General features: G+C 44.5%; 17 protein-coding genes. 15 read left to right on the top strand and 2 right to left on the bottom strand.

What is annotated here, in order from left to right:
- The first annotated feature begins 28 nt into the window (after window positions 1-28).
- From NYE25_RS14610 to NYE25_RS14545, 14 genes are all read left to right on the top strand, one after another.
- On the top strand, window positions 29-478 hold the full coding sequence (locus tag NYE25_RS14610) for a hypothetical protein (protein WP_341146222.1): 450 nt from the start codon (window positions 29-31) through the stop codon (window positions 476-478).
- A 366-nt stretch (window positions 479-844) separates the two neighbouring features.
- Window positions 845-970 (top strand): hypothetical protein, encoded by a 126-nt coding sequence (locus NYE25_RS14605; protein ID WP_256990000.1) that lies wholly within the window; start codon window positions 845-847, stop codon window positions 968-970.
- Between the two features lie 197 nt (window positions 971-1167).
- Complete coding sequence (gene hisS, locus NYE25_RS14600) at window positions 1168-2421, top strand: histidine--tRNA ligase (RefSeq protein WP_341146221.1); 1254 nt, start codon at window positions 1168-1170, stop codon at window positions 2419-2421.
- Between the two features lie 81 nt (window positions 2422-2502).
- Window positions 2503-4281: an aspartate--tRNA ligase gene (gene aspS / locus NYE25_RS14595; protein ID WP_042191089.1), complete on the top strand. Its 1779-nt coding sequence runs from the start codon at window positions 2503-2505 to the stop codon at window positions 4279-4281.
- Window positions 4282-4347: 66 nt separating this feature from the next.
- Entirely contained in the window at window positions 4348-5103 is a 756-nt protein-coding gene (locus NYE25_RS14590; protein WP_341146220.1) for a tRNA threonylcarbamoyladenosine dehydratase, read from the top strand.
- Between the two features lie 238 nt (window positions 5104-5341).
- Window positions 5342-6640 (top strand): NCS2 family permease, encoded by a 1299-nt coding sequence (locus NYE25_RS14585; protein ID WP_042191085.1) that lies wholly within the window; start codon window positions 5342-5344, stop codon window positions 6638-6640.
- Window positions 6641-6770: 130 nt separating this feature from the next.
- Window positions 6771-8954, top strand: a complete 2184-nt coding sequence (locus tag NYE25_RS14580) for a HelD family protein (RefSeq protein WP_341146219.1) — start codon at window positions 6771-6773, stop codon at window positions 8952-8954.
- A 395-nt stretch (window positions 8955-9349) separates the two neighbouring features.
- Complete coding sequence (locus NYE25_RS14575; protein ID WP_042191081.1) at window positions 9350-9631, top strand: CD3324 family protein; 282 nt, start codon at window positions 9350-9352, stop codon at window positions 9629-9631.
- 244 nt (window positions 9632-9875) lie between these two features.
- Window positions 9876-11180, top strand: a complete 1305-nt coding sequence (locus NYE25_RS14570) for a replication-associated recombination protein A (protein WP_341146218.1) — start codon at window positions 9876-9878, stop codon at window positions 11178-11180.
- Window positions 11181-11553: 373 nt separating this feature from the next.
- Window positions 11554-12570, top strand: coding sequence for an ABC transporter ATP-binding protein (locus NYE25_RS14565; protein WP_341146217.1), 1017 nt, complete (start codon window positions 11554-11556; stop codon window positions 12568-12570).
- Entirely contained in the window at window positions 12557-13492 is a 936-nt protein-coding gene (locus NYE25_RS14560) for an ABC transporter ATP-binding protein (RefSeq protein WP_076284832.1), read from the top strand. Before NYE25_RS14565 ends, NYE25_RS14560 begins: the two co-directional genes overlap by 14 nt.
- Window positions 13493-13496: 4 nt before the next feature.
- Complete coding sequence (opp4B, locus tag NYE25_RS14555) at window positions 13497-14459, top strand: oligopeptide ABC transporter permease (protein WP_076284831.1); 963 nt, start codon at window positions 13497-13499, stop codon at window positions 14457-14459.
- Between the two features lie 27 nt (window positions 14460-14486).
- On the top strand, window positions 14487-15392 hold the full coding sequence (locus NYE25_RS14550) for an ABC transporter permease (protein ID WP_341146216.1): 906 nt from the start codon (window positions 14487-14489) through the stop codon (window positions 15390-15392).
- A gap of 19 nt (window positions 15393-15411) precedes the next feature.
- Window positions 15412-17259, top strand: coding sequence for an oligopeptide ABC transporter substrate-binding protein (locus NYE25_RS14545; protein WP_076284829.1), 1848 nt, complete (start codon window positions 15412-15414; stop codon window positions 17257-17259).
- A gap of 340 nt (window positions 17260-17599) precedes the next feature.
- Here NYE25_RS14545 and mnmA read toward each other — a convergent pair whose 3' ends face one another.
- Window positions 17600-18721 (bottom strand): tRNA 2-thiouridine(34) synthase MnmA, encoded by a 1122-nt coding sequence (gene mnmA, locus NYE25_RS14540; RefSeq protein ID WP_341060292.1) that lies wholly within the window; start codon window positions 18719-18721, stop codon window positions 17600-17602.
- A gap of 292 nt (window positions 18722-19013) precedes the next feature.
- Between mnmA and cymR the strand changes: the two genes are divergently transcribed.
- Window positions 19014-19433: a cysteine metabolism transcriptional regulator CymR gene (gene cymR / locus NYE25_RS14535; RefSeq protein ID WP_042191066.1), complete on the top strand. Its 420-nt coding sequence runs from the start codon at window positions 19014-19016 to the stop codon at window positions 19431-19433.
- Between the two features lie 87 nt (window positions 19434-19520).
- Here cymR and NYE25_RS14530 read toward each other — a convergent pair whose 3' ends face one another.
- Window positions 19521-20276, bottom strand: a complete 756-nt coding sequence (locus NYE25_RS14530) for a tyrosine-type recombinase/integrase (protein ID WP_341146215.1) — start codon at window positions 20274-20276, stop codon at window positions 19521-19523.
- Window positions 20277-20345: the final 69 nt, after the last annotated feature.

The following is a 20345-nucleotide window of genomic DNA, read 5'->3' as shown; positions in this document are numbered from 1 at the left end:
GTCTTATAATCTAAAGGAGGTAATGGTAATGACCAGAAAAATCCAAGCATATTTTAGAACGGAAAATGAAGCAGAAGGTGCTAAAATAGCATTGATTAGTTACAAGGTAGATGGCTTGGAGGTATGGCCACTCACGGACCCCATTGGGGAAGATCGCAGAATTCTGTTTCCGATAGCCCCGTTTAGTAATACGACGTTAGCCGCAGGTACAGTAGGGACGCTTGGAACGGGTAGCACTCCGGCAGCTGGAGCTATGTTGGCCCCTGGTGTTGCCGCCTCCGAAACGCGTGATGAGCCTAAGACCCATTCTAGCGTGGATGAAGACCAGGTTAGTGCGGATGTAGCAGATGGAGAGCTCGAGGATGGGGATTTAAGTGAACTTCGTTATGTGATGGACCTAAGTGTTGCAGAAGAGAATTATAATGAGGTTGTGGAAACCCTTCGGGGCAAAGGAGCATTTGTAGAGCAATTCGATTAACAACAATCTATTAAAATAAACCGCTTTCATGAATGTAATATAATCGTAATATTACATACATGTTTCCTTAATATAGCGTGTTTATAATAAAGGCATGACCCCCTTTTTAATAATATATGATGATGGACCTGCAGCATTTGGCTGCAGGTCATTTTTTTTGTAACGGTTGAAGTTAAAGGTCAAAAGTTGAAAGTTGTCGAATTTTTTATTCAGCTTCGCATTTCCTGCCTTGACTTTAGCGCAGTAGTTCAGTAGAATTTAAAAATATACGATTTTATCATATGGTTTTGATGACGGGAACAAGTAATTCGAGGACCCACAACTCCAGAGAGGAATCCCCTGTAGATTCAGATGATATCCAGTACAATGGATGATCTATCGTTTCTGCTTGGCTGCAAGGATTCTGTTGATGAGCGAATGAATGACCTCCCCGAGAACGTACGGCGAAAGTGGGCAATGCATATTGCCGCTATCAGTAGCCGTTATGCGTAGGCGGGCGTTAACCGCTTTGAGCGGATTCAGAATGGTTCTGATCCGGAATGTGGGTGGTACCACGGGTGTATTATTGGTTATGATAATCCCTCGTCCCTGTTTTTTATAAACAGGGCGGGGGATTTTTTGTTTTGTTTAGCATGATGAAGTGATGAAGAGAGCAGATTTAGAGGGGTATTTTTTAGGAGGGATAGACTGTGGCTAAAGAAAGATTCGAGAAACCTACAGGAACGCAGGATGTGCTTCCGGGAGCTGTGGAGAAATGGCAGTATATTGAGGGGAAGGCTAGAGATTTATGCCGTCGTTTCAATTACCGTGAAATCCGTACACCGATGTTCGAGAATACGGGGTTATTCGAGCGTGGAGTAGGCGAAACAACGGATATTGTAGAAGGCGAGATGTACACGTTCAAGGATAAAGGCGATCGTGATCTGGCGCTGCGTCCAGAAGGAACGGCTGGTGTCGTTAGAGCTTATGTTCAGAACAAGCTTTACGGTGAACCTGATGTAAGTAAGCTGTATTATATCGGACCTATGTTCCGTTATGAGCGTCCACAGGCAGGTAGATATCGTCAATTCCATCAGTTTGGTATTGAGGCTTTTGGAGCTGTGGATCCGGCTATTGATGCGGAAGTAGTCTCCTTAGGCTATCAATTCTATAAGGATCTTGGCCTTAAGGATGTAAGAGTGGAAATCAATTCTGTCGGTAACGCACCTAGCCGTGCAGCTTATCGGGAGAAGCTATTGGGCTTCTTAAGACCAATGAAGGATACCCTTTGCAGTGACTGTCAGCGTCGTATTGAGCGTAATCCGCTTCGCGTGCTGGATTGTAAGGTAGATCAAGATAAATTTACAGATGCGCCTTCCATTTTGGATAGTCTGGACGAAGAGTGCACGACTCATTTTGAAAAGGTGAAGATGCACCTTGATATCATGGGTGTGGAATTCACCATTAACCCTCGCCTTGTAAGAGGACTGGATTATTACACGCATACAGCGTTTGAATATAAAGCAGCAGGTATTGGTACGATTGATACCGTGGGCGGCGGAGGCCGTTACAACGGTTTGGTTGAAGAAATTGGTGGACCGGATCAACCGGGTATTGGCTTTGGGATTGGACTTGAACGAATTCTCCTCATTTTGGAGGATCAGAAGGTAGAGCTGGAGACGGCGAAGCCACTGGATGTGTACTTCGTAGCTCTCGGTGAAGAAGCTGATATCGAAATCTCCAAGCAGCTATATATTCTGCGCAGCCAAGGGTTCTCAGCAGAACGTGACTACCTGGGCCGGAAAATGAAGGCACAGATGAAATCCGCAGACCGTATGTCGGCACGTTATACTGCGATTCTTGGCGAAGATGAGCTGAAGAATGGTGTAATTACCGTGAAGTCGATGAATACAGGGGAGCAACGCACCGTGAAGCTGGATGAGCTGGGTCAGGCACTAGTTTAGACCATCTGACTAACGTCTTATGGTGACTGTATAGAGAAAGATTAAAAATGTATTTTTAACCATGAAGGGGAATGATAAATTATGCAAAGAAGTCATCAGTGTGGACAATTAACACCAGAACATATTGGACAGACGGTAACCTTGAACGGATGGGTGCAGACTCGCCGTGACCTTGGGGGCGTACTATTTATTGATCTGCGTGACAGAAGCGGTATTGTACAAGTTGTATTTAACCCAGACTACTCTGGCGAAGCCTTACAAATTGCTGATAAGGTTCGTAGTGAATACGTCCTGGCTGTTAAAGGTAAGGTTGTTAAACGTGATGAGGAAACCATTAACCGCAACCTGCCAACAGGTGAAATTGAAGTGCAAATTACGGACATTGAAGTGCTGAACGCAGCTAAGACACCTCCGTTCTTTATCGAAGATGGTGTGGAAGTAGACGAGTCTCTGCGTCTCAAATATCGCTATTTGGACCTTCGTCGTCCGGAGATGCAAAGAACCTTGCTGCTTCGCTCGAAAGCTTCTAAGATTTTCCGTGATTTCCTTGACAGTGAAGGATTCATCGACGTAGAAACACCGATCCTAACTAAGAGCTCACCGGAAGGCGCGCGTGATTATCTGGTACCAAGCCGTGTGCATGAAGGCGAATTCTTCGCATTGCCGCAATCTCCACAAATCTACAAGCAATTGTTGATGGTCGGCGGCGTTGAGCGTTATTACCAAATTGCTCGTTGTTTCCGTGATGAAGATTTGCGTGCTGACCGTCAGCCTGAATTCACTCAAGTCGACATTGAGACTTCATTCCTGTCACAAGATGAATTGCTTGGTATGATGGAGAAGCTGATGCAGCGTCTGTTCAAGGAAACTGTAGGAGCAGATATTGAGCTTCCGTTCCAACGGTTGACTTATGCTGATGCTATGGGCAAATACGGTTCTGACAAACCTGATCTGCGTTTTGGATTAGAGCTTGTAGAAATGAACGATATTGTTGCTACTAGTGGAGTTAAGGTATTCGCTTCTGTAATCGAAAAAGGCGGCGAAGTGAAATGTCTAAATGCTAAAGGCTGTGGCACTTGGACTCGTAAAGAAATCGATGACCTCGGACCTTATGCTGCTCGCTATGGCGCGAAAGGCTTGGCATGGATTCAAGTGAAAGACGGCGAATTCAAAGGGCCGATTGTGAAATTCTTCTCCGAAGAAGAAATTGCGGCTGTGAAGGAACGTACAGGCGCTGAAGAAGGCGACCTTCTCCTCTTCTCCGCTGATAATAAAAAGGTTGTAGCAGACGTTCTAGGCGCCCTTCGTGTTAAAATTGGACGTCAGCTCGGTCTGATTGACGATAACGTGTTCAAGTTCGCTTGGGTTACAGACTTCCCACTCCTTGGATATGACGAAGATCAGAAACGTTATGTAGCAGAACACCATCCGTTCACTCGTCCACGTGAAGAGGATCTGCATCTATTTGACACAGATCCAGGTGCGATCCGTGCACAAGCTTATGACATCGTTCTGAACGGTTATGAAGTAGGCGGAGGCTCCATGCGGATTTACAAACGCGAAGTACAGGAGAAGATGTTCGAAGCCCTTGGATTTACGAAAGAGGTTGCTTATGAGAAGTTCGGCTACCTGATGGATGCGTTCGAATATGGTACACCTCCACACGGTGGTATCGCTTTCGGTTTAGATCGTCTAGTTATGCTGCTGTCCGGTCGTACAAATCTGCGTGAAACCATCGCATTCCCGAAAACGGCAAGTGCAACAGATCTACTTATGGATGCACCTTCGCCAGTAGATGGTTCACAATTGGAGCAGCTTCATATTAAGCTGGCGCTTAAACCGAAGAAAGAAAAAGAATAATTAACTAATCGAAGCGGGCGAGGCAGATTTCTGCTTCGCCAAATCTTTTGAAGGAGGCTGAACCTCATGCTACATCAGTTCTCACGCACGGAACTGGCGATCGGGCCGGAAGGTCTGGAAATAATGAAGAACAGCACGGTAGCGGTGCTAGGCATCGGCGGTGTTGGCGGTATGGCTGTTGAGGCTTTGGCGCGTACCGGCATCGGCAGACTGATTCTGATTGATAAGGATTCGGTAGACATTACTAATGTGAACCGGCAGATTCATGCACTCACCACCACGGTTGGGCAGAAAAAGGCTGAACTGATGGTAGACCGTATTAAGCTGATCAACCCCGAATGCGAAGCGATTGCGCTCAACATGTTCTATACGGAAGAAACCTATGAGGAATTGTTCAAATTAAAACCTGATTATGTACTCGATGCTTCGGATACGATTATATATAAGGTTCATTTGATCAAAGAATGTCTGTCCCGTGGAATTCCAATGATCTCAAGCATGGGCGCTGCCAACAAAATGGATCCTACAAGATTCCAGGTAGCGGACATTTCCAAGACAACTTATGACCCAATTGCGCGCGTCATTCGTCAGAAGCTGCGTAAGGAAGGAATTAAGAAAGGCGTAAAGGTGGTTTTCTCTACGGAGCCGCCAATGAAGCCACGTCAGGATGTTACGGATAAGATCGTTCCGGAGAATGCGCCGGATCGACGTAAAGCGAAACAACCACCAGCTAGTAACGCCTTCGTTCCGCCGGTAGCAGGCCTGATCATGGTCAGTGTTGCCGTGCGTGATTTGCTTGAGGCTGGAGGCGTCAGCGTGTAAGTGAATCGCTGAGCTGAAGCTGTTTCAATTATAGCGGTAGTAGTAGTAAAATGGACCAAAAGGGCGACCAGCTGAAATCCAGTTGCGTACGCCCTTTTGTTGTGGTTAACAGGCGGGTCTGCAAGATGCAGACCACAAATAGGCATAATAGTTGAACCAGGATGAACTGTTAATTATAAGCCTTATTATCCGGGTAAAATCCGCCTGCGGAACTTAATATCAGTGGAGGTTTTTGTACATGAAATCAAATTTTTGGCGAAATAGTGTAGGGCTTGCACCTGAGAATGACTGGAAACGGGAGTGGGCTGCAGGGATCCTTTCGTATTTTGCTTCGGTATACATTGTGATGGTGAATGCGACCATTCTTCATGATGCGGGTATGCCGCTTAGACCAGCAATGGTGGCTACACTATTGACTGCCATTACAGGCTGTCTACTGATGGCCTTTGGTGGGAAGACACCGATCATCGTGGTACCAGGAATGGGGATAAACGCATTTTTCACATACACACTTGTACATTCTATGAATTTAGGTTGGAGAGAGGCGCTTACTGTAGTCGTAATAACCGGTGTGTTATTCGCTATCGTGGCCTTCACATCGCTCTATCGGATTCTAAGTGAGGCGATTCCTCAAAACCTACAGCATGCCATTACAGTCGGGATAGGGCTTTTTCTGACCTTTATAGGACTGCAAAAAAGCGGGATTGTGATTGCACATCAGACCACGTTTGTTGCTATAGGACATTTTAGCGATCCAGCAGTTATTACTTCCTGTGTAACCTTGTTACTCGCTTTAGTACTGTTTATCCGCGGGACCAACGGTGGTTTGCTTATAAGTATGCTGGTTGGTACAGGTCTAGCCTACTTGCTGGGAGCGGCTCACGCGCCTGAGAAGCAGGCATCCGGTCATGTATTTACGGGTTATGAAAGCTTATTTCTGGGAATGGACTGGAGCGGCATAGTGAGCCTTGTGTTCTGGATTGCTGTTTTCTTACTGCTCTTAATTGTTGTATTTGAAAATATTGGGCTAGTCGCCTCACAGACTATGATGGCAGGGCGTCCTGAGCGCTTCAAGAGTAGCTTACGAGCACTCTCTATTGCCAATATCGCTGCAGGTCTCTTCGGAAGCAGTCCTGTAGTAGCCGCTGCGGAATCTAATGCAGGTATTGCCGCAGGTGGACGTTCGGGACTGACCTCACTCGTGGCAGGGCTGCTGTTCGGGGCGACATTCCTGTTCCTCCCTCTGCTCTCCTACATTCCAGACAGTGCTATCGCTCCGATCTTGATTGTAATCGGTGGGCTTATGGTACAGAATGTGCGTGAAATGGACTTGGGAGATTTAACAGAGCTCTTTCCTTCTTTCCTAATCATGGTCATGATTCCATTCACCTATAGCATCGTAGATGGTATGGCTTTTGGATTTATTACTTATCCGATCGTGAAGCTTGCGGTGGGCAAGGGCAAGGAAGTACCTCCTGCGCTGTATGGGATTGCGGGTTTATTTGTAGCTAACTTTATTTTGCAAGCTGTGCTGTAGTCGTATGATCGCTTGAAAGATTTGGTATTTTAGTGCTGATTATGCTACAATGGGTATCCTTTTTGTGTGAGAAGAGGGAATGAGGAGAATGAAAATTTAAGCTCGATAAACTTTTAGGAGGTAACTGAAATTGGAAGACAACTTTCAAAGTGCCTATCAAGAGGAAGAAGACAGGCTGAATCAAGCGCTTACTGAGATTGACACCTTACTGGAGAAACTTAACCAGACTCCGGTGTACACGGGACATGATTATACGGAACAGGTGTTAGAAGCGAACCGTGATCAGAAGCGCAAAGATCTTGCCAAGCTTCGGCAGGAGCCTTATTTCGGACGGCTTGATTTTCAGGGCAATGATGAGAAGCAGCGGAAGGCACTCTATATAGGCAAAATCGGCGTAGACCGCGAGCAGGTAAGCGACCGTCCGCTAGTCATCGACTGGCGCGCACCGGTAGCAAGCCTGTTCTATTCGTTTACCGGTGGTACGGAGCCTGCCTCCTATGAAGCTCCTGAGGGGCTGATAGAAGGACTGGTATACCTCAAGCGCAACGTGGTGATCCGGAAGCAGATTCTGGAGCGCGTCGCAGATACGTACAACCGGGAGAGTGACGCACCTATGGTGTCAGATGAGTTTCTCGTCTATCGCCTGGGTGAGAACAAAGATAATCGTCTCCGCGATATCGTATCGACCATTCAGGAGGAACAGGACAAGATTATCCGGGCCGCCAAAAATACAGCATTGATCATACAGGGCGTAGCGGGAAGTGGTAAAACTACAGTTGCACTACACCGTTTAGCCTTTCTGCTGTATCAATACAAAGATCAGGTCTCTGCAGAAAAAATGATTATTTTTGCACCGAACCGAATGTTTCTGGATTATATTTCGGATGTACTGCCTGAACTTGGTGTAGGAAATATTGCCCAGAGCACTTTCCCGGATTGGGCTGCAAATGTACTAGGTCTGGAGCTTCCAGAGCAAGATGCTACGGAGACGATGAATCGTTGGTTCGAAACTCCGGGCGGCATGCCTGTGATTACAGAAGAGACACCTGGACGCTTCAAGGGTTCTACGGTGTTGATGGGAATAATAGAGTCCAGCATCAAGCTATTGGAAAGCAGCTCGGTACCTGAGGGTGATTTTATCCCATGGGAAGGTGCTGTACTGCGCCGCTCCATGATCTTGCGCTGGCATAATGAGGAGTACGCTCCTTATCCGCCAGCGAAGCGTAAGGAACGTGTAATGGCACGGATACATCGCTGGATTGAGATGGAGCTGAAGAAGAGTCCTTCAGCTGCAGCTATGAAGGATCGCAAGAAAAAAGGTGCTGCACGAGAAAAAGCATACAGTGCAAAATGGCCTAAGTATGATCCGCTGACGATCTACAAGCAAATCTTTCGTGCGGCTAAAGTCCCGGAAGATTGGCCGGTGGATCCACCTGAGAATATTCCAGCAGCTGTGCTGAAGGAAACGGCAAAAGAGCTGAAAAAAGGGATTATACGTGAAGAGGATTTACCACCTCTGTTATATATTTATTATCTTTTGAATGGGAACGAAGGCGACGCTCGTTTTGATCATGTGGTGATCGATGAAGCCCAAGATTTCTCCCCCTTCCAAATTGCGGTGCTAGATTTATACGTGCGTGGACATTCCTTTACCATTCTAGGCGATCTGTCGCAGGGTATACACGCTTATAAAGGCGTACACGCATGGGAAGAGATGCAGACCTTATTTGCCCCTGAGAACACGGCTTACCATGCGTTGACACGCAGCTATCGTTCAACCATGGAAATTATAGACTTCGCTAATGGAATTCTATCCTCGGGAGTAGAAAGTTCGTTGTTGGCTGTTCCTGTCTTTCGTAGTGGTGACCCTGTTCGGATGATCGCCTACGGAGAAATAGTCGGAGAACGGGAAGCTGAAGGAAATGCTCGTTTGAGCACTATACAATCGGCACTGAAGTCCCTGTCTGGAAGGGAATATCGTACGGTGGCTGTGCTGACACGTAGTCTACGTGAAGCCACAGAGCTGTATGCTGAACTAGAGCAGCATTTTGAAGATATTCATCTGATCGACGGTAGCATGACGCAATATCAGGGTGGATTATCGGTACTACCTGTGTATTTATCTAAAGGATTGGAATTTGATGCGGTCATCTTAGCAGATGCCGATCAAGACCATTACGGAGTGACAGCATGGGATGCGAAGCTGATGTATGTAGGCTGTACACGAGCGCTTCACGAGCTGTGGTTACTCCATAATGGGGAAATGCCTTCCTATGTGCAAACGGCGGTTGAAAGCGATTCTGAGGGGAACTAAGTCTGGTGGAGAACAGTTATAACTGTTTTTGAACTTGTAACTCCCCTACGGGTATGGCTTAATAATAAGTGTCCGGCCGGGCAAGAACACTTCTGGAAGGAGGCTGAGTGAAATGATTTCAGTATACGAGGTGGTTTCCGTCTAAGACGGAAACCCGCTTAAAGCGAGGAGGCCGTAAGGCCTCCTTATTTCAAAACATGAGATATATGTACCGATTATTCATTAGGATTACGAAATGTGAATTAGAATGTAGACGCTACCAAGAGGTTTTTATATAATGAAATTACGGATTTTTCCAAATATGAGGAGAAGAAAGGAGGCAGGTGACGTGGAAATTACTTTATCAGTAGTTGACGGACGCATAGGAACACACCTGTTGAAGGAGGAAATGCAAGTTGAGTTATGTAAATGGGAAGGATGTGCTCCCCCCTGGCTTGCTCAAAGAGCTTCAGGGATACATCCAAGGTGAACTGCTCTACATCCCGAAGAAAACGGAAGAGCGGGTTAGATGGGGCGAGAACAGCGGTTCGAGGAAAGAGATAGCAAACCGCAATGAGGAAATTTTCAGTTGTCATCGAAAAGGCGATTCCGTAGCAGAGCTTCAGAAGAAGTATCATCTGTCGGAAGAGAGCATTCGGAAAATCATATCAAAAATGCGGCTGGCAATAAATTGCTAGCGTACAGTTCAAGCATAAACGCCTTTGGCGTCCCTATAAGGACGGTAAGCGTTTATGCGAGAAATAATAAGGATAAAGTATAGCGTGGAACCTATACTTTCGTATATTTTGAAAAAAGAGCATGGCTCCCGCCTTTCTAAGACGAGATCATGCTCTTTTTATTTTTTTGTGAAAAATAAGTCTATGGTATGATAATGGGAGATGTACATTGGCTTTTATAAGAATATAGCAAGGAAGTGGAGTTATGGATTTATTTTCTATGGGAGAGGACAACGGGAGCGGACGGTTGCTTGCGGACCGAATGAGACCGGAGAATCTGGATGAATATATTGGTCAAGAACATATCATAGGCCGGGGAAAGCTGTTGCGAAGAGCGATCGAGGCAGACCAGGTCTCTTCGATTTTGCTCTATGGACCTCCTGGATGTGGCAAAACAACATTAGCTCATATCATTTCTCATCACACACAAGGTGAATTCGTACGCCTGAATGCGGTGGAGGCTTCTGTGAAGGATGTACGGGAGGTCATTGAACGAGCTCAAAATAATAAAAGACTTTACGGTTCTAAGACGATTCTTTTTCTGGACGAGGTGCATCGGTTTAACAGTTCACGTCAGGACGCGCTATTGCCAGCAGTAGAAAAAGGTACCATTACATTTATTGGCGCAACTACGGAGAATCCGTTCCATTACGTTAACGGAGCACTTATGAGCCGTTCTACCTTGTTTCAGCTAGAGGCGCTAACGAGTGAACACAGTCTGGTCGCGATGCGTAGAGCTTTAGCAGACAAGGATAGAGGGCTTGGATTTATGGAACTTCAGGTCGATGAAGAAGCATTACTGCATATTGCTACCATGGCTAATGGAGATATCAGGCGGGCTTTAAATGCTCTGGAACTAGCAGCGTTAACTACTGCTCCGGAGGTAGACGGGAGTGTGCATATCACGCTGGAGGTGGCGGAAGAGTCGATTCGGCGCCCCATTGTGAAGGCAGATGAATCGACGCAGTATGATGTTCTATCTGCTTTTCACAAAAGTATTCGAGGTTCTAGTGATGCTGCCTTGTTCTGGTTTCTGTATGCGGTAGAGAAATTGGGGATGGACCCGATGACTTTTATTCGTCGACTAATTGCAGCGAGCAGTGAGGATATTGGCTTAGCTAATCCCCAGGCTATGGTCCAAGCGGTGAGTGCGCTTGAAGCCTATAGAAATAACGGTTGGCCAGAAGCGAAGCTGAACATTGCGCAAGCCATTCTTTTCGCGGTGGAGAGTCCGAAGTCTAATGCCGTCTATACTGCTATTTCAAATGCAATGGCGAGTATGGATGAGATTAAATCCGCCGAGGTACCGCTACATTTACGTGATACACACTATAAAGGTGCTACAGCACTAGGGCATGAAGGGTATCAATATCCGCACAATTTTCCGGGGCATTATGTGAAGCAGGAGTATCTGCCTAAGGAGATTTCTCAGCGTGTCTTTTATCAAGCGACCGAGCAAGGAAATGAAATTAAAATCCGTCACAACCAACGACTCCGACGAGAACAATAGTCCACCAGTGACTGTAGTATCTTCCATTTTAATGCTAATAAGCAAATAAATTTAATGTAACACGAAAAAAAATTATTCAAAAAAAAGGCGGCCTAGAGCCGTTTTTTTGTTGTCTGCGTTACTTTTAATCACATGAACGAATTTTTTTTATAGGAAAAGATTGATAATTTACCATAAGTTAATTAAAATGAACTACAAAGTTACGGAGAAACAAGTTTTTATTCCGATGGAAGTACTTGTTCTATTCTTAATGGTGTTAATAATCATAACAGTCAATGTTTGATATCTTTCATGAAAAGAATGCTGTTATATCAAAATTTACATAATATTTCATTGGGTAAATTTTGAAACTTTTGCCGTTAGGGGGATTAATTTGAGCGAAGAATTACTAGAAATCAAGAATTTGTCCACATCGTTCAGAATCGTAGATGACTATTATGCTGCAGTAGACGATGTTACCCTGTCCGTTCGCAAAAATGAGATTCTTGCCATTGTTGGAGAATCCGGCTCAGGAAAAAGTGCGCTCGCCTTTTCAATTATGGGATTGCACACAAGGGCCAAAATAGACGGACAAATCAAATACAAAGGTCAGGATATCGTTACTATGTCTCCTGCTGCACTCAACAAGCTGCGCGGTCAAGAAATGTCTATGATTTTTCAAGATCCTTTATCCGCATTAAATCCACTCATGATTATCGGTTCACAGATTGAAGAAGTACTCATCCTACATGATTCCAAGCTTTCGAAGAAGCAAAGAAAAGAGAAGGTCATTGATCTTTTGACCAAGGTTGGAATCTCCCGTCCCGAACATACATATCAGCAGTATCCCCACGAATTATCTGGTGGAATGAGGCAGAGGGTTGTGATTGCTATTGCGATTGCCAACGGCCCCAAGCTTTTGATCGCCGATGAGCCGACTACGGCACTAGATGTAACCATCCAATTGCAAATTCTTGAACTTATAAAAAAATTAAAAAACGATATGCAAGCAGGCATTATCTTAATTACCCATGATCTAGGGGTTGTGAGTGAAATGGCTGACCGGGTTGCGGTAATGTACGCCGGGCAAATCGTAGAAATCGCAGATATTTATACATTAACGTCTAATCCAAAACATCCGTATACAAGATCCTTGTTGAACTCCATTCCAACCGTTAAAGAAGAGAAGTCTAGACTTCATGTGATTCAGGGAATTGTCCCACCATTACAGAAACTTCCGCGTAAAGGATGCCGTTTCGCGGCCCGAACACCTTGGATTCCGGAATGGGAGCATGAGGAAAATCCGCAGCTGCATGAAGTAGCCCCAGGGCATTTTGTTCGCTGCACCTGCCATAATAACTTTCATTTCCCGGATACTAACGAGGAGGCAATCTACAATGGGACTTCTTGAGGTTAAAAATTTAGCAGTTCATTTTCCAATCCACGGCGGCGTTTTTCGAAGGGAAATTGGCGTAGTCAAGGCAGTTGATAATGTTAGTTTTACTATTGAAGCAGGCAAAACTTACGGTTTGGTTGGTGAATCCGGATCAGGTAAGACGACTACTGGTCGTGGAATCATTGGACTCAATTCTATTACTAGCGGCAGTGTGATTTTTGAAGGACAGGATTTGGCTTCAAAGGGTGTACGTAAGCAAAAAAATATTCGCAAGGACATTCAGATGATCTTTCAGGATCCGTACTCTTCCTTGAATCCAAAGAAACGTGTGCTGGATATTATTGCTGAACCCTTACGTAATTTCGAAAAGATGTCTCCGGGCGAAGAAAAAAGACGTGTGCAGGAATTGCTTTTGCAGGTTGGATTAAGTCCTGAAAATATTCTTAAATATCCGCATGAATTCTCAGGCGGTCAGCGGCAGCGGATCGGTATTGCAAGAGCTATTGCGCTCAAACCGAAGTTGATTATTGCGGATGAACCTGTCTCTGCGCTGGATGTTTCCGTACAGGCACAGGTGCTCAATTTTATGCAGGATATTCAAAAAGAACTGAATCTTACGTTTCTGTTCATCAGTCATGATCTCGGAATCATTAGGCATATGTGTGATCACATTGGGATTATGTATAAAGGACGTCATGTGGAGCAAGGGACTGCTAAAGATATTTTTGACAATCCTCGCCATATTTATACCAAACGTCTAATTGCTGCCATTCCTGATATTGATCCTAAGCAAAGAGAGAAGCAGACGGAGTTTAGAAAATCAGTAAGTCTGGAATATGAACAAGCGCACCGGAATTATTTTGATGAACAAGGCATGCCTTATCCATTGAAATCCATTTCCGAGACTCATCTGGTAGCCTTGCCTGAGAAAGGTTGAGAATATGTGGAAGATTATTGTTCGTAGAATTCTTATTATGATTCCTCAAATATTTCTATTAAGTATTCTTGTTTTTCTAATGGCGAAGGCGATGCCGGGAGATGCGTTATCAGGGATGCTTGATCCAAATATTGATCCTGCGGCCATCGATGCGATGAGAGAAAAACTAGGCTTAAATGATCCGTGGTACATCCAGTACTGGGATTGGATCACTAAAGCGATTCAAGGTGATTTTGGTCAATCCTTCCGTTTCAAAATGCCTGTATCAGAGCTTATCGGTCAACGCCTCATGAATACACTTTGGCTGGCGATTGTCACGCTGATCCTTACATACCTTATTGCTATTCCACTTGGTATTACTAGTGGTCGTTATAACGATTCATGGCTGGATCGCCTCATTACTGGATACACCTATATTGGCTTTGCCGCACCATTGTTTATTTTCGCTCTCTTAATGGTATGGCTCTTCGGGTTTCATCTTCATTGGTTTCCTACTAGCGGCAGTGTTAGTCCTGGAGAAGTTCCGGGTACGCTAAGCCACTTCTGGAGTAAGTTATACCATTTGCTACTCCCTGCTTTATCAATGGCGCTGATTGCAACGGTAGGAACGGTACAGTATTTGCGAAATGAGATCATTGATACGAAACAAAAGGATTTCATCCTCACGGCAAGAGCCAAAGGCGCTTCAGAGTCTCGTGTATATAATCGCCATATTTTGCGTAATTCCTTACTGCCGATAGCTGCATTTTTCGGGTATGAGATTACTGGGCTCATTGGTGGTACGGTGTTCGTTGAAAGTATCTTCAGCTATCCGGGTATGGGTATGCTGTTCCTCAGCTCGATAACGATCCGGGATTTCAGCGTAGTAACGGCCCTAGTTCTTCTGTATGGGGTTGCTGCTATCGTCGGTGCGTTGTTATCAGACATTATCTTAAGTATTGTAGATCCTCGTATCCGGATTAAATAAGAAGATGAACACTTTGAGGTGAATGAAATGGCAAAAACAAGCGCAGAGATAGCTCTGCTGCAGGAAACAGATAAAAGTCCATCAGGCTTCAGAATTGTTTGGCGAGAGATTATCCGGGATAAATTGGCTTTGGTCTCATTGGTTTTCCTATTTACGATTATCGCCGCTGTTTATGGGATTTCCTTATTTTTAGATCAAAAAGAAATTGTTACGGTTGACTTGTTCGCCCTGTATGAGAAGCCTTCGGCTGTACACTGGCTGGGGACCGATTATGGAGGACGGGATGTATTCGGTCAATTAATTATAGGCACACGAAATTCCATGTCGATTGCTTTTATGGTTACTTTTTTTACGGGAGTCATCGGTATTCTAGTAGGTTTGATCTCAGGTTACTTTGGTGGAACGATAGATAATATTTCGATGCGTGTTGTAGATTTCTTCATGATTTTGCCTTTTATAATGATTGTTATAGCTTTTGTGAGTGCAGTTCCTAAATACAATACGTTAACCTTCTCGTTTATCATGACTGCCTTTCTATGGATGGGGATTGCCAGGTTAATTCGTTCCAAGACGTTACAAGAGAAGGAACTGGATTACGTTCAGGCATCTAAGACCCTAGGCTCCTCCAATCTGAAAATAATGTTCACACAAGTGCTGCCGAACTTAAGCTCAATCATTATCGTCACGATGACTTTAAATTTGGCAGCTAATATTGGATTGGAATCAGGCCTATCCTTTCTAGGTTTTGGTTTTCCAGAAAGTACACCCAGTCTGGGTACTCTTGTAAGCTATGCGAGAAATCCGCAAACGCTTGAGTTCAGATGGTGGATCTGGTTACCCGCATCACTGCTGATCTTGGTACTGATGTTGAGTATAAATAATGTGGGTCAAGCGCTCAAACGTGCGACCGACGCAAGACAAAGAAAAGGATAATAAGGGAGGAAATGATTAAATGAGAAAAGCCATTCGTTCAAAAGCTTTACTAGTTTCATTAATGTTAGTAATGTTGTTCGCTCTTGCGGCTTGCGGCTCCAAGAACAACAACGGAGCGGCTGAGTCAACAGCAGCACCAAGTGCCAGTGCTCCTGCGGAAACCGCAGAAGCGACGGCAGCACCTGAAGCAGAAGACGGACTTTATAACATTAAGGATTTCAGTAACATTAAGACTAATCAAGGTGAAGCTATTGATGGCGGAACAATTACTTTTGGACTCGTTTCCGACAGTCCGTTTGAAGGTACCTTGAACTTGAACTTCTATTCTGGAGCTCCAGATTCTGAAGTGCTGAATTGGTTCGATGAAGGCTTGTTAACTTGGGACAAAGACTATGTGTACACGAATGATGGTGCAGCAACTTATGAAGTAGCAGAAGATGGACGGACCTTTACCTTTACGATTCGCGACAATGTGAACTGGCAGGATGGAAAGCCAGTGACAGCAGAAGATTGGCTGTTCGCGCATGAGGTTATTGGTAATCCGAAATATGATGGTCCACGTTACGGCTCTGACTTTACGAATATTGAAGGTATGGAAGAATACCACTCCGGAAAAGCAAAGACCATTTCTGGTATTAAAGTTCTGGGTGAGAAGAAGCTGCAAATTACTTATCTTAAATCTTCCCCTTCCCTGTTAACGGGTGGCATATGGATTTATCCATTAGCTAAACATATCTTTGGTGGTATGGATGTTGCCAAAATCTCCTCATCCCCTGAAGTTCGTCAAAAGCCAATTGGCTTCGGAGCTTTTAAAGTGGAAAGTATCGTTCCTGGTGAGTCTGTAGTATTCGTTAAGAATGAAGATTACTGGCGCGGCGCACCTAAATTGGATAAAGTAATTTTGAAGGTAATCAACCCTACGACTGTTGTGCAAGAACTGAAGTCTGGTGGAGTTGACTTGGTGGATGCCTTCCCTATCGATCAATTCCCAGATAATGCAAAAATGTCAAATGTCGAGTATCTCGGTGCTGTTGACCGTGCATATACGTATATTGGATTTAAGCTAGGTAAATGGGATGCAGAGAAAAAAGTCGTTGCTACCGATCCTAAAGCTAAAATGGCGGATGTGAACCTGCGTAAAGCTATGTGGGCTGCTGTAGACAATGATACAGTGGGTAAGAAATTCTACAGTGGTCTTCGCTGGAATGCAACAACTTTAATTCCACCTTCCCATCCGGAATTCCATGATGCTTCTAATCCAGGTGTACCTTATGATCCAGAAGCTGCTAAGAAGATCTTGGATGACGCTGGTTACAAACTTAACGGTGAATTTAGAACGAATCCGGATGGCAGTGAGCTGAAGATTAATTTCATCTCGATGACAGGATCGGACATTGCAGAACCATTGGCTCAATATTATGTACAATCCTGGAAAGCGATTGGTCTGAATGTGAATTTGGAGATGGTAGAATTTAATACGTTCTATGATCGTGTTGGACAAAATGGTGAGGATGATCCTTCTGTGGATGTTTACCAAGGTGCTTGGACTGTAGGGATTGATGTTGACCCAACAGGTCTTTATGGTAAAGACGCGATCTTTAACTTCCCGCGTTACTCGAGTGCAGAGAATGATCGTTTGCTCACCGAAGGAGTCTCCGAGGATGCATTCGATGTAAATAAACGTAAAGAGATCTATAAAGAATGGCAACAGTTTATGGTTAACGAGATTCCTGTATTCCCTACGCTTTATCGTGCGGCCCTAGTTCCGGTCAACAACCGTATACTGAATTATGGAATTGGTGATGGAACTGGACTTTACTATAATGACATTGCAGTTTCTGCGGATAAAGCTGCAGTAGCTCAGTAAATAGAAACAACACAGAACAGCAGTTCAGGGAGAGTTTCCTGAACTGCTATTTGTTTGTTTCTATTTGAATCGCTCATTTGGTTATTATTCGCTTCAATGTCGGTTAGTTGTATTTCATGCAACTAAAACCTAAATTTTAGAGCTAAGAATGTAATATAACTGTACTTCATACATCTATTTTCCGGATGTGAAGATAAATAAGGGTTATCGGGTGATTTTAACTGTACATACTACAACTAAATCGAAAAGGGATTCTGAACACAAGAAATAGCTGTATAAAATACAGCTATTTCTTAGGTTCTCGTATATTAGAGTTAATGTTGTAAGTTATAGAATACACTTAAGCTTGCGCTGAAGGAACAACCTTCTCGGCATATTCTATCGTTCCGCCACCGAGACATTGCTCACCGAGATAGAAGACAACGGCTTGGCCAGGCGTTATCGCTTTTTGTGGAACATCAAATTCTACGTTTATCGTTCCGTCTTCCTGTGCTGTAAGGGTCACGCCTTGATCAGGCTGGCGATAGCGGAATTTGGCGGTGCATTTTAGCGGCTCAAGACCTAGCTCTTGCCCGTTAATCCAGTTTACACCGGAGGCAATCAGACTAGTGGAGTACAGGCTGTGGTGCTTGTCTCCTTGAACTACATAAAGAATGTTGCGGCTAAGGTCTTTTTCGGCTACAAACCAAGGTTCACCGTTACCGGAGCCACCAATGCCAAGGCCTTGGCGTTGACCCAATGTATAGTACATAAGTCCATCGTGGCGGCCTTTGATTTCTCCAGTTGTTATATCTACCATATCACCCGATTGTGCTGGAAGATACTGGCTGAGGAATTCACGGAAGTTACGCTCACCGATGAAGCAAACGCCTGTGCTATCTTTTTTCTTGGCAGTATAGAGTCCAGCTTCTTCGGCAATTCTCCGAACTTCCGGTTTCGGAAGATGACCAATCGGGAACATTGCTTTAGAGAGTTGATACTGTCCCAGCGCATTCAAGAAATAGGTCTGGTCTTTATTGTTGTCTACACCGCGGAGTAGCTTGTACACACCATCTTCTTCTATAACTCGTGCATAATGTCCAGTCGCTACATAATCGGCGCCAAGCTGAAGGGCTTTGTTCAGGAACTCTCCGAACTTGATCTCTCGGTTGCACATGACGTCTGGATTCGGCGTCCGGCCGGCCTTATATTCATCGAGGAAATAAGAAAATACTTTGTCGAAGTATTCCTTCTCGAAATTAACGGTATAGTAAGGAATATCAATCTGCTCGCATACGCGGCGAACATCCTCTGCATCGCTTTCGGCCGTACATACTCCGAATTCGTCGGTATCGTCCCAGTTTTTCATGAAGATGCCGATGACGTCATAGCCCTGCTGCTTGAGCAGAAGCGCCGTGACGGAGGAATCGACCCCTCCGGACATGCCGACGACGACACGGGTGTCTTGTTTTGCTTTTGTCATCGTAATCACCATTTCTGTACCCAAAATACCGGTCATTCATGGAACACCCGGCTCAAAATGTATTATAACATACCTGTCTACTGTAAAGCCTAAAATAAGAGGCTGAGAATAGAAAAATGTCCACCAGGGGTGAACATTCTTGCAAAATGTTTCGTTTGCCATTTCATTTGTGACTTCGAATATGATAACATAAACTAAGAGTAATCATCGGAATACCTTGATATGACAAACGCATGACTTACCGAATCAATAGTATACAATAACTAGACACTAAACCGAAAGAGGTGCCCCTTTGAAAATATCAACCAAAGGACGTTACGGACTAACAATTATGATGGAGCTTGCACTGAAATTTGGTGAAGGACCGACCTCACTTAAGAGTATCGCTGAGAAAAATGGACTTTCTGAACACTATCTGGAGCAGCTAATTGCTCCTCTGCGTAACGCAGGACTTGTAAAAAGTATTCGTGGTGCATACGGTGGATACATTCTATCACGTGAGGCTAGTGCGATCACAGCGGGTGACATCATTCGTGTACTAGAGGGTCCAATTTCTCCTGTGGATTTCACTGAAGAAGATGACGCCGCAAAACGCGATTTATGGCTGCGTATTCGTGACAGCATTGCCGATGTACTGGATTCCACAACGCTTCATGACTTGATTAATTATAAAGAAGAGAGCTTGGCAGATAACTATATGTTCTATATTTAACGGGTATCAGAAAACCCGCGTCTTTCAAGGCGATATTAAGCTTTTTCGCAAACCGTTACCCGCATATTACCCGTAACGTGTTTGTTTTTAATTATTTATTGCCCATTCAAAATCATCAGCGATTTCATATTGACGCTGTTTAGTAACGTGGAGATAGATCAGCTCTGTGACCTTAGAATTGCTCTTGTGTCCAATTCGAGCCTGAATTTCTGGCAGGCCTACCCGTGGATTGGACGCAAGGAGTGATACGTGAGTGTGACGAAGACTGTGCGGCGTTAGATTAGTCATTAGGTTTGCTTTCTCCAACACTTTGCTCATAATCTTGCCAACACTAGTGATTGAGATTGGGTAACCTGGTAAAGTTGGACACCAGAATACAAAATTATCATTCGGGTTAAAGTGTTTGGCGGACAATCTTTCTTCATTTTGCCATTCTTTCAATAGTTCAAGCGCTTTGACCACAGTTTCACCAAAGCTTACTAACCGTTCGCTTTGTTCGTTCTTAGGTGGAATGAAAGAGTAGTTCTGAACACTCGTACCGTAAAGCTGCTTGTTTACATCTATCGTTCTTTTCTTCATGTCGATGTCCTCCCACTGTAAGCCGGCAGCTTCACTGATTCTAAGGCCTGTATAAGCCAAAACTACGAACAATGCCCATATATTGGTGGTAAGAACAAATCTACATAATTGAAGAAATGCTTTTAACTCGTCCTTCTCAAGAAATTTGGGAAGGACTTGTCTTTTTTCTCCAGGTCTTCGTGCTTGCTGACGCTCTTTGGGAATTATAGCTTCTGCTGTAGGATCTGATTGAAGCAGTCCTCCTCTCTTAGCATGTTCGAACATCAAGCTTCCAGCAGTATGAGCAGTGGTGATGGTGCTACGACTAAGCCCTCTTTTCTTTAATTCGTACAA

The organism is Paenibacillus sp. FSL E2-8871 (genome assembly GCF_038000345.1).
In the GTDB taxonomy this organism is placed as follows: domain Bacteria; phylum Bacillota; class Bacilli; order Paenibacillales; family Paenibacillaceae; genus Paenibacillus_AQ.
Note: the sequence above shows the minus strand (reverse complement) of the source record. Positions and strands in the feature narration are given on the sequence as shown.

Excerpts from the sequence above, each read along its gene's own strand:
- NYE25_RS14545 (WP_076284829.1), top strand. The coding sequence starts at position 15,412 with ATGAGAAAAGCCATTCGTTCAAAAGCTTTACTAGTTTCATTAATGTTA.
- NYE25_RS14585 (WP_042191085.1), top strand. The coding sequence starts at position 5,342 with ATGAAATCAAATTTTTGGCGAAATAGTGTAGGGCTTGCACCTGAGAAT.
- NYE25_RS14560 (WP_076284832.1), top strand. The coding sequence starts at position 12,557 with ATGGGACTTCTTGAGGTTAAAAATTTAGCAGTTCATTTTCCAATCCAC.
- NYE25_RS14570 (WP_341146218.1), top strand. The coding sequence starts at position 9,876 with ATGGATTTATTTTCTATGGGAGAGGACAACGGGAGCGGACGGTTGCTT.
- NYE25_RS14550 (WP_341146216.1), top strand. The coding sequence starts at position 14,487 with ATGGCAAAAACAAGCGCAGAGATAGCTCTGCTGCAGGAAACAGATAAA.
- opp4B (WP_076284831.1), top strand. The coding sequence starts at position 13,497 with ATGTGGAAGATTATTGTTCGTAGAATTCTTATTATGATTCCTCAAATA.
- NYE25_RS14590 (WP_341146220.1), top strand. The coding sequence starts at position 4,348 with ATGCTACATCAGTTCTCACGCACGGAACTGGCGATCGGGCCGGAAGGT.
- aspS (WP_042191089.1), top strand. The coding sequence starts at position 2,503 with ATGCAAAGAAGTCATCAGTGTGGACAATTAACACCAGAACATATTGGA.
- NYE25_RS14605 (WP_256990000.1), top strand. The coding sequence starts at position 845 with ATGGATGATCTATCGTTTCTGCTTGGCTGCAAGGATTCTGTTGATGAG.
- NYE25_RS14530 (WP_341146215.1), bottom strand. The coding sequence starts at position 20,276 with ATGTTCGAACATGCTAAGAGAGGAGGACTGCTTCAATCAGATCCTACA.
- NYE25_RS14610 (WP_341146222.1), top strand. The coding sequence starts at position 29 with ATGACCAGAAAAATCCAAGCATATTTTAGAACGGAAAATGAAGCAGAA.
- mnmA (WP_341060292.1), bottom strand. The coding sequence starts at position 18,721 with ATGACAAAAGCAAAACAAGACACCCGTGTCGTCGTCGGCATGTCCGGA.